The organism is Alcanivorax sp. HI0083 (genome assembly GCF_001635175.1).
The window spans coordinates 1-7,945 of the sequence record NZ_LWFX01001452.1 but is presented as its reverse complement, the minus strand read 5'-3'; the positions used below and the strand labels follow the sequence as shown (position 1 = coordinate 7,945).

Genomic DNA, 7,945 nt, shown 5'->3' with positions numbered 1-7,945 from the left:
TCTGTAAGATGATTGTCCAGCTCGGCTTGCATCGCGGCTTCTGTGAGCTGCTTGATCAGCGGCGTGAGAATGCCGTCTTTGCCGGTCAGGTCTTTGCCTTCCTGTAGGGCCTTGAGAGCAGCATCAATGTCGAATGTGGGTTTGGTCATGTATCACCTCTTTGGTGTGTAGATTAAAGAAGTGACACAGAATTCTGAACACTACCGAGATCTCCCATTTCCCAAAGCGTAAGACAATCAGCCCTCTGAAAGCTTCCCCAAAGCCTGACTGAGATTGTCCCGCGCCGACACTTCCAGTCGCTCCCTCAGCTCAGCCGTGTGGTAAATCACCCCCTGATCCAGAAAACTCCGCAACACCGCACTCCGTCCTTTCCGAAACGCTTCCTCCGGCACAAAGGCATATTCCTGCCGAATCCACCCTTCATACCGGTCGTACAACTCAATATCCGCGCCAAGAATGCTCAGATCGATATCCTGCAGCAGGGCCATGTCGGCATCTGTCGGTGGGTGGGGGTGGATGGTGGCGAGAATGAGGGTGTGTACTCGATCGCGCTGCGCGTCGGTCAGGGTGCTGTCGGCAAACTGCTGGGCAAACCAGTCGGCGCTGCGGGCTTCGTTGCCGCTGGCGCGGGGATCGTAAATCACATCGTGGGCCCACAGGGCCAGTTCAATGCATAGAGGGTTTTCGGCGAGGTGGCGGTATTGATCCAGCCAGTTCAGGCAGGCGGCGACATGATGCAGGGTGTGATAGTGGCGATGGGGCTCGCTGTAGCGGGAGGCGAGTTGTTGCCAAGTGGCTTGCGGGTTGGGCACTAGCCGGGCGACGACGCGGTTCCAGCGTTGTTGCAGCGCTGGCACGGTAGTCACCCGACCTCCTCCCAGGGTTTGCCGTCCTCATCCACAAACCGCACATCCCGCACGGTGAGCACTTTCCCCTGCTGGTTCTGAACCACTACCGGTGCCAACGGCTCGCCGCTGTGGCCATCCACCAGTTGCATGGCGTCTTTTTCGCCGTTCCAGCGTTCGCTCCACTGACGCAGGGCGGTGACCACGGTAAACAGATCCCGGCCCTTGTCGGTGAGGCGGTATTCGTAGCGCTTGCCGTGCTCGCCCACGTCCACACGCACCATCACGCCGTTATCCACCAGCCGCGACAGGCGGTTGCAGAGAATGTTTTTGGCGATGCCCAGGCTGTGCTGGAAATCCACAAAGCGGCGGGTGCCCAGCATGGCCTGCTTGACCACCAGCAGGGACCACCAGTCACCGACCTCATTGAGGGCGCAGGCCACCGAGCAGCCCATGTCGTCGAAGCGTTTACGTGTCATGGCGGCAGTATAGATCAGAATGGTTGCATTAAGAAACCAAATAAGGTTTTATTACGCAACCAAATTGAATTGATCGCCCGTGAGGGCGGATGCGCTGATTCTGTTGGTTATTGAGCGAGTGCTTCTGAGAGCGCAGCTGAAAGGGCCATTGCGAGGGTGGTTGCCATTGCTGGCCCCTTTTTTGTTACCCCGAATGCTCAAGCTGAGCCCGTATCTGGCCCGGCCTGGAGAGTGAATAGACAAGACTGATTAGGAGAGCCCCATGAGTAGTTCCCTGGATAGCCTGCTGCGTCCTTTTGAACACAAATCCCTGAAGATGCGTAACCGGGTGGCCATGGCGCCCATGACCCGTACGTTTTCTCCGGGGTATGTGCCCAACGATCAGGTGGTGGGGTATTACCAGCGCCGCGCCGAGGGTGAGGTGGGCCTGATCATCACCGAAGGCACCTTTGTGGGCCACAAGGCCGCTAACGGTTACGAGCGGGTGCCGGCCATTTATGGCGATGAAGCTATGGCGGGCTGGAAGAAGGTGGTGGATGCGGTGCACGCTGCTGGCGGCCAGATCATCCCACAGTTGTGGCATGTGGGCTCGGTGCGCAAACCCGGCATTGGTCCGGACAAGGACGTGCCTGCCTATTCGCCTTCTGGCCTGTTCAAGCCCGGCAAGGAAAACGGCGAGGCCATGAGCAAAGCGGATATCCAGGATGTGGTGCGTGCTTTTGCCGAGTCCGCCAAGGCCGCTAAAGAGGTAGGTTTTGATGGCGTGGAGATTCACGGTGCCCACGGTTACCTGCTCGATCAGTTCTTCTGGGAAGGCACCAACCAACGCGATGACGAATACGGCGGTTCCATCGAGAACCGTGCCCGCATTGGCATCGAGATCGTCAAGGCGGTGCGCGAAGCCGTGGGTGAAGAGTTTGCCATCGTGCTGCGTTTCTCGCAGTGGAAGCAGCAGGATTACGAAGCGAAGCTGGCGCAGAATCCGGAAGAGCTGGAACGTTTCCTGATGCCCTTCGTGGAGGCGGGTGTGGACGTGTTCCATGCTTCCACCCGCCGCTTCTGGCTGCCGGAATTCGAAGGCTCTGACCTGAACCTGGCGGGCTGGACCAAGAAGATTACCGGCAAGCCGGTGATTTCCGTGGGCAGCGTGGGCCTGGACGGGGATTTCCTTAACAGCCCGGACGGCATGGGCGGCACCGCCAACCCGGCAGGGCTGGACGAGCTGGAGCGTCGCATGGACAGCGACGAATTCGACATGATCGCGGTGGGCCGTGCGCTGCTGCAGGACCCGAACTGGCTGGTGAAGATGCGCGAAGGCAAGGAAGACGAGATTGCGCCGTTTACCAAGGCGGCGTTGGGGAGTTTGAGCTGACAGCCGTGAGCGACTAGCTGCGAGTAAAAGAACGCCATCCGGGGTTTGCCGGGTCGGATAGGAAAGAGGCCGCGCTCGGAATCCGGGCGCGGCCTCTTTGGTTTCAGTTGAACGACGGCGTCAGTCCGCGTTTCAACTTTGAACTTTAAACTTTCAACTCTCTTCGCCCTGATCTTCCAGCGACTGGTTGATGGCCAGCGCCAGCAGGGTGCAGATCACGCCGGACAGCAGATATACCGTGACTGACATAAGCCCGAACTTGGCGGACAGACCCAGGGCGACCAGCGGCGCGAAGGCGGCGCCGAACAGCCAAGCGAAGTCAGAGGTGAGGGCGGCGCCGGTGTAGCGGAAGCGCGGCGCGAAGTTGGCCGTCACCGTGCCGGAGGCCTGGCCATAGGACACCCCGAGCAGGGCAAAGCCGAGCAGGATGAAGGTGTCCTGCATGACCGGGCTGCCGCCCATCAGCAGAGGGGTGAGCAGGCTGAAGACGCCGATCATGGCGGCCAGGGCGCCCACGGTGGTGCGCTTGCCGATGCGGGCGGCGATCCAGCCGGAGCCGATGGTGGCCATGATGCCCACGAAGCCCCCCAGCACCTGTACGGTCAGCACTTCGGCGGTGGTCTGGCTGCCCTGGAAGGCGATCCAGGAGAGCGGGAAGATGGTCACCACATGGAACAGCGCATAGCTGGCCAGGGCGGCGAAGGAACCAATGAAAATATTGTGGCCTTCCTCGCGCACCATCTCGCTGGTGCGGATGGGTTCCAGCTCACTTTCCTGCATGGCTTCGGTGTATTCCTCACCCAGCACCAGGCGCAGGCGCGCAAACAGGGCGACCACGTTGATGGCGAACGCCACGAAGAACGGGTAACGCCAGCCCCAGCCCTGGAAGTCTGCGGCGCTCAGGCTGTTGTAGAGGTAGAGGAACAGGGCGCTGGCAATCACAAAGCCCAGGGGCGCGCCCAGCTGGCCGATCATGGTGTACCAGCTGCGGCTTTCCTTGGGGGCGTTCAGGGCCAGCAATGAAGGCAGGCCATCCCAGGAGCCACCAAAGGCGATTCCCTGCATGACCCGGAACAGGGCCAGCAGAGCGATGGCGTGGCCGCCAAGTTTTTCATAGCCGGGCAGGAAGGCGATGCCTGCGGTGGCGGTGCCCAGCAGGAACAAGGCGGCGGTGAGCTTGATGCTGCGGCCCCACTGGCGCTGAATCCACATGAACAGGGCGGTGCCAAAGGGCCGCGCTACAAACGCCAGAGCAAACAGCATGAAAGAATAGAGCATGCCCTGCAGCTGGCCGGTAAAGGGGAAAAACAGCTGCGGGAAGATCAGTACGGAGGCGATGCCGTAGACAAAGAAGTCGAAATACTCGGAGGTACGCCCGATGACCACGCCCACGGCGATCTCGTTGGGGGCCACGGAAGCGTGGCTTTTTTCGTTTGGCATGGGAGCCGGATAGGTCTGAGACATGTTGTGCGCTCTTCACCAGAGTTGTTGTTTGTGCCTTGATGTCCATCAAGTATGGTTAGGACTTTAAGCCTATGGGACAAAATGTCCAATACCGGCTGCCCATGCCCTTGGATAGAGTCCCGTGTACTCAAAAGCCAACCAGAAGATTCGCCAATGCAATTATTCAAATACTTGCGTGGAGCGTCGTTGACGTTGCTTGTTGCCGCCCTGCTGTCGGGCTGTGACGCAGTCGTGATGTCCCCCTCTGGTGACGTGGCCGTGCAACAGCGGGATTTGCTCGTCTGGGCAACGATCCTGATGTTGCTGGTCATTGTGCCGGTGATCGTGCTGACGTTTTGGTTTGCCTGGCATTACCGGGAAACCAACACCGAGGCCAACTACAAGCCCGACTGGACCCATTCCACCGTGCTGGAACTGGTGATCTGGTCTGTTCCGCTGATGATTATCATCGCGCTGGGGGCCATGACCTGGGTAAGTACCCACAAGCTGGATCCATACCGTCCGCTGGACCGTATTGATGCGCAGACCCCGGTACCGGTAGGCCTGGAGCCGCTCACCGTGGAAGTGGTGGCGCTGGACTGGAAGTGGCTGTTTATCTACCCGGAGCAGGGGATCGCCACCGTCAATGAGCTGGCGGCGCCGGTGAATCACCCGATTCGCTTCAAGATCACCGCTTCTACCATGATGAATTCCTTCTTCATTCCGGCCATGGCCGGGCAGATCTATGCCATGGCGGGTATGGAAACCAAGCTGCATGGGGTGATCAACGAGCCGGGTGTCTACAAGGGCTTTTCTGCCAACTACAGTGGCGCCGGTTACTCGCAGATGAAATTCGACTTCCACGGACTTAGCGAAGAAGACTTCGCCAGCTGGGTTGAGGAAGTGAAGGCCAGCGACGGGAACCTGAGCCGTGATGAATACCTGCAACTGGCAGAGCCGAGCATTGATGACCCGGTGAGCTATTACGGCCAGGTAGACCCGACGCTTTACTACGGCATTTTCAATCGCTGCGTGGAACCGGGCCAAGTCTGTATGGAAGACATGATGTACCACGGCGGCATGGACAAGCACGCCGGTCATCACGGCGATGCCAAGGCTGAGCATGCCGATCATCAAGATCATGCCGGCCATCAGTCTCATGGAGGCCACCATGAATAATCCTCTCCTGATCGCAAACGCAGTAGGTGCCGCCCATGTTTGATAACCTGGACCTGACCAAGCTGATCTTTGGTCGCCTTACCTGGGACGCGATTCCCTTCCATGATCCGATCATCCTCGGCACCTTTGCCGTGGTGGCGCTGGGTGGCATTGCGCTGCTCGCCGCCCTGACACGCTACAAGCTGTGGGGTTACCTGTGGAACGAGTGGTTCACCACCATCGACCACAAGAAAATCGGCATCATGTACATCATTCTTGGCCTGGTGATGCTGCTGCGTGGCTTCGCCGATGCCATCATGATGCGCCTGCATCAGGCCATGGCCTTTGGCGACGCCACCGGCTACCTACCGCCGCATCACTACGACCAGATCTTCACCGCCCATGGCGTGATCATGATCTTCTTCGTGGCCATGCCGCTGGTGACGGGGATCATGAACTACCTGATTCCGTTGCAGATCGGTACCCGCGATGTGGCCTTCCCGTTCCTGAACAATTTCAGTTTCTGGATGACCACCGGCGGTGCCGTGTTGATGATGGTCTCCCTGTTTATTGGTGAGTTCGCCAAGACCGGCTGGCTGGCCTACCCGCCTTTATCGGGGATATTGCAAAGTCCCGGTGTCGGGGTGGATTACTACATCTGGGCGTTGCAGATCGCCGGGGTGGGGACGCTGTTGTCGGGGGTTAACCTGTTGGTGACCATCGTCAAGATGCGCGCACCGGGCATGAGCCTGATGAAGATGCCGGTGTTCACCTGGACCTCTCTGTGCACCAACATTCTCATTGTGGCGGCATTCCCGGTACTGACGGCGGTGCTGGCCATGCTGTCCATGGACCGTTACCTGGATACGGCTTTCTTCACCAACGATCTGGGCGGTAACGCCATGATGTACGTGAACCTGATCTGGATCTGGGGCCACCCCGAGGTGTACATCCTGATCCTGCCGGTGTTCGGTATCTTCTCCGAGATCGTGGCCACCTATAGCCGCAAGCCGCTGTTTGGCTACACCTCTATGGTTTACGCCACCGTGGTGATTACCGTGTTGTCCTACTTGGTATGGCTGCACCATTTCTTCACCATGGGATCGGGGGCCAGCGTGAACTCGTTCTTCGGGATCACCACCATGATTATCTCGATCCCCACGGGGGCGAAGATCTTCAACTGGCTGTTTACCATGTTCCGGGGCCGCATCAAGTTCGATGTGCCCATGCTGTGGACCATGGGCTTCATGGTCACCTTCGTGATCGGTGGTATGACCGGTGTGTTGCTGGCGGTGCCGCCGGTGGACTTCGTGCTGCATAACAGCCTGTTCCTGATTGCGCATTTCCATAACGTGATCATCGGCGGCGTGCTGTTCGGTCTGTTCGCCGGTATTACCTACTGGTTCCCGAAGGCCACCGGTTACAAGCTGGATGAGTTCTGGGGCAAGATGTCCTTCTGGTTCTGGCTGATCGGTTTCTACTTCGCGTTCATGCCTCTGTACGTGCTGGGCCTAATGGGCGTGACCCGTCGCGTCAGCCACTTCGAGGATCAGTCCCTGCAAATCTGGTTCCAGATTGCTGCCTTCGGTGCGGTACTGATTGCGGTGGGCATTGCTGCCTTCATCATTCAGCTGGTGGTGAGCTTCATGCGCCGCGAGTCCTTGAAGGATGAAACCGGTGATCCGTGGGATGGCCGTACCCTGGAGTGGTCCACATCCTCTCCGCCGCCGCCGTACAACTTTGCCTTCACGCCACGCGTTCACGAGCTGGATGCCTGGTGGCAGATGAAGCGGCACGGTTTCCAGCGCCCTGAATCCGGCTTTATCCCGATTCACATGCCCAAGGGTACCTGGGCGGGCATCGTGCTCTCCGGTATCAGTGTGGTGATTGGTTTTGCTCTGATCTGGCACATGTGGTTGCTGGCGGGTGTGTCCTTTGTGGCGCTGATCGGCACAGCTATCTATCACACCTTCAATTACGACCGTGATTACTACATTCCGGCGGAAGAAGTAGAACGGATTGAAGCAGAACGTACACGGGAGCTTGCCAATGTCTGAAAATACCATGACTGCTGACGCGAACAGCACGCAGGACGGCCAGCTGGAGTTTCTGGTGAAGGGGGATCATCACCCCCAGAACGGGACCCTGCTGGGTTTCTGGATTTACCTGATGAGCGACTGTCTGATCTTCGCTTGTCTGTTTGCCACTTACGGGGTGCTTGGCCGCAGTTATGCGGGCGGGCCCACCGGCATGGAATTGTTCGATCTGAGCTTGATCGCTATCAACACCTCGTTGCTGTTGGTGTCGTCCATCACCTATGGCTTCGCCATGCTGCAGATGCAGGCCAACAAGGTGAAAGGGACCATGTTCTGGCTGGCCGTTACCGGCTTGCTTGGGCTGGGCTTTTTGAGCCTGGAACTGTATGAATTCCATCATTTGATTCATGTGGGCGCGGGCCCGCAGACCAGTGGCTTCTGGACGGCCTTCTTCGCTCTGGTGGGTACCCACGGTCTGCACGTGTTCTTCGGTATCGTGTGGCTGGTGACCTTGTTGTTCCAGTTGAAAAAGCACGGCCTGATCCCGGAAAACAAGCGCCGGGTATTCTGCCTGTCCATGTTCTGGCACTTCCTGGACGTGGTTTGGGTTGG

7 protein-coding genes and 1 pseudogene are annotated in these 7,945 nt (G+C 58.6%); 4 read left to right on the top strand and 4 right to left on the bottom strand.

Annotated features, from left to right (window positions below; all coding sequences use genetic code 11):
• From A3754_RS22010 to A3754_RS22000, 3 genes and pseudogenes are all read right to left on the bottom strand, one after another.
• Positions 1-149 (bottom strand): annotated as a pseudogene (locus A3754_RS22010) (IS256 family transposase); the annotation flags it as partial.
• An 87-nt stretch (positions 150-236) separates the two neighbouring features.
• The gene (locus tag A3754_RS22005) at positions 237-866 is read right to left on the bottom strand and encodes a hypothetical protein (protein WP_082872419.1); all 630 of its coding nucleotides are present in this window, start codon (positions 864-866) and stop codon (positions 237-239) included.
• Positions 863-1,324, bottom strand: a complete 462-nt coding sequence (locus tag A3754_RS22000) for a helix-turn-helix domain-containing protein (protein ID WP_063521344.1) — start codon at positions 1,322-1,324, stop codon at positions 863-865. The genes A3754_RS22005 and A3754_RS22000 overlap by 4 nt, the downstream gene beginning before the upstream one ends.
• Positions 1,325-1,586: 262 nt before the next feature.
• Here A3754_RS22000 and A3754_RS21995 point away from each other — a divergent pair, with 262 nt between their 5' ends.
• On the top strand, positions 1,587-2,696 hold the full coding sequence (locus A3754_RS21995) for an NADH:flavin oxidoreductase (RefSeq protein ID WP_063521343.1): 1,110 nt from the start codon (positions 1,587-1,589) through the stop codon (positions 2,694-2,696).
• Between the two features lie 153 nt (positions 2,697-2,849).
• On the opposite strand, the gene A3754_RS21990 is transcribed toward A3754_RS21995, so the two are convergent.
• On the bottom strand, positions 2,850-4,160 hold the full coding sequence (locus tag A3754_RS21990; RefSeq protein WP_063521342.1) for an MFS transporter: 1,311 nt from the start codon (positions 4,158-4,160) through the stop codon (positions 2,850-2,852).
• Positions 4,161-4,313: 153 nt separating this feature from the next.
• Between A3754_RS21990 and cyoA the strand changes: the two genes are divergently transcribed.
• From cyoA to cyoC, 3 genes are all read left to right on the top strand, one after another.
• Positions 4,314-5,318, top strand: a complete 1,005-nt coding sequence (gene cyoA, locus A3754_RS21985; protein ID WP_063521341.1) for a ubiquinol oxidase subunit II — start codon at positions 4,314-4,316, stop codon at positions 5,316-5,318.
• Between the two features lie 35 nt (positions 5,319-5,353).
• Positions 5,354-7,354: a cytochrome o ubiquinol oxidase subunit I gene (cyoB, locus tag A3754_RS21980; protein ID WP_063521340.1), complete on the top strand. Its 2,001-nt coding sequence runs from the start codon at positions 5,354-5,356 to the stop codon at positions 7,352-7,354.
• Positions 7,347-7,945: cytochrome o ubiquinol oxidase subunit III (gene cyoC / locus A3754_RS21975; RefSeq protein ID WP_063521339.1), on the top strand; the 599-nt coding region annotated here is incomplete at its 3' end. The genes cyoB and cyoC, both read left to right, overlap by 8 nt.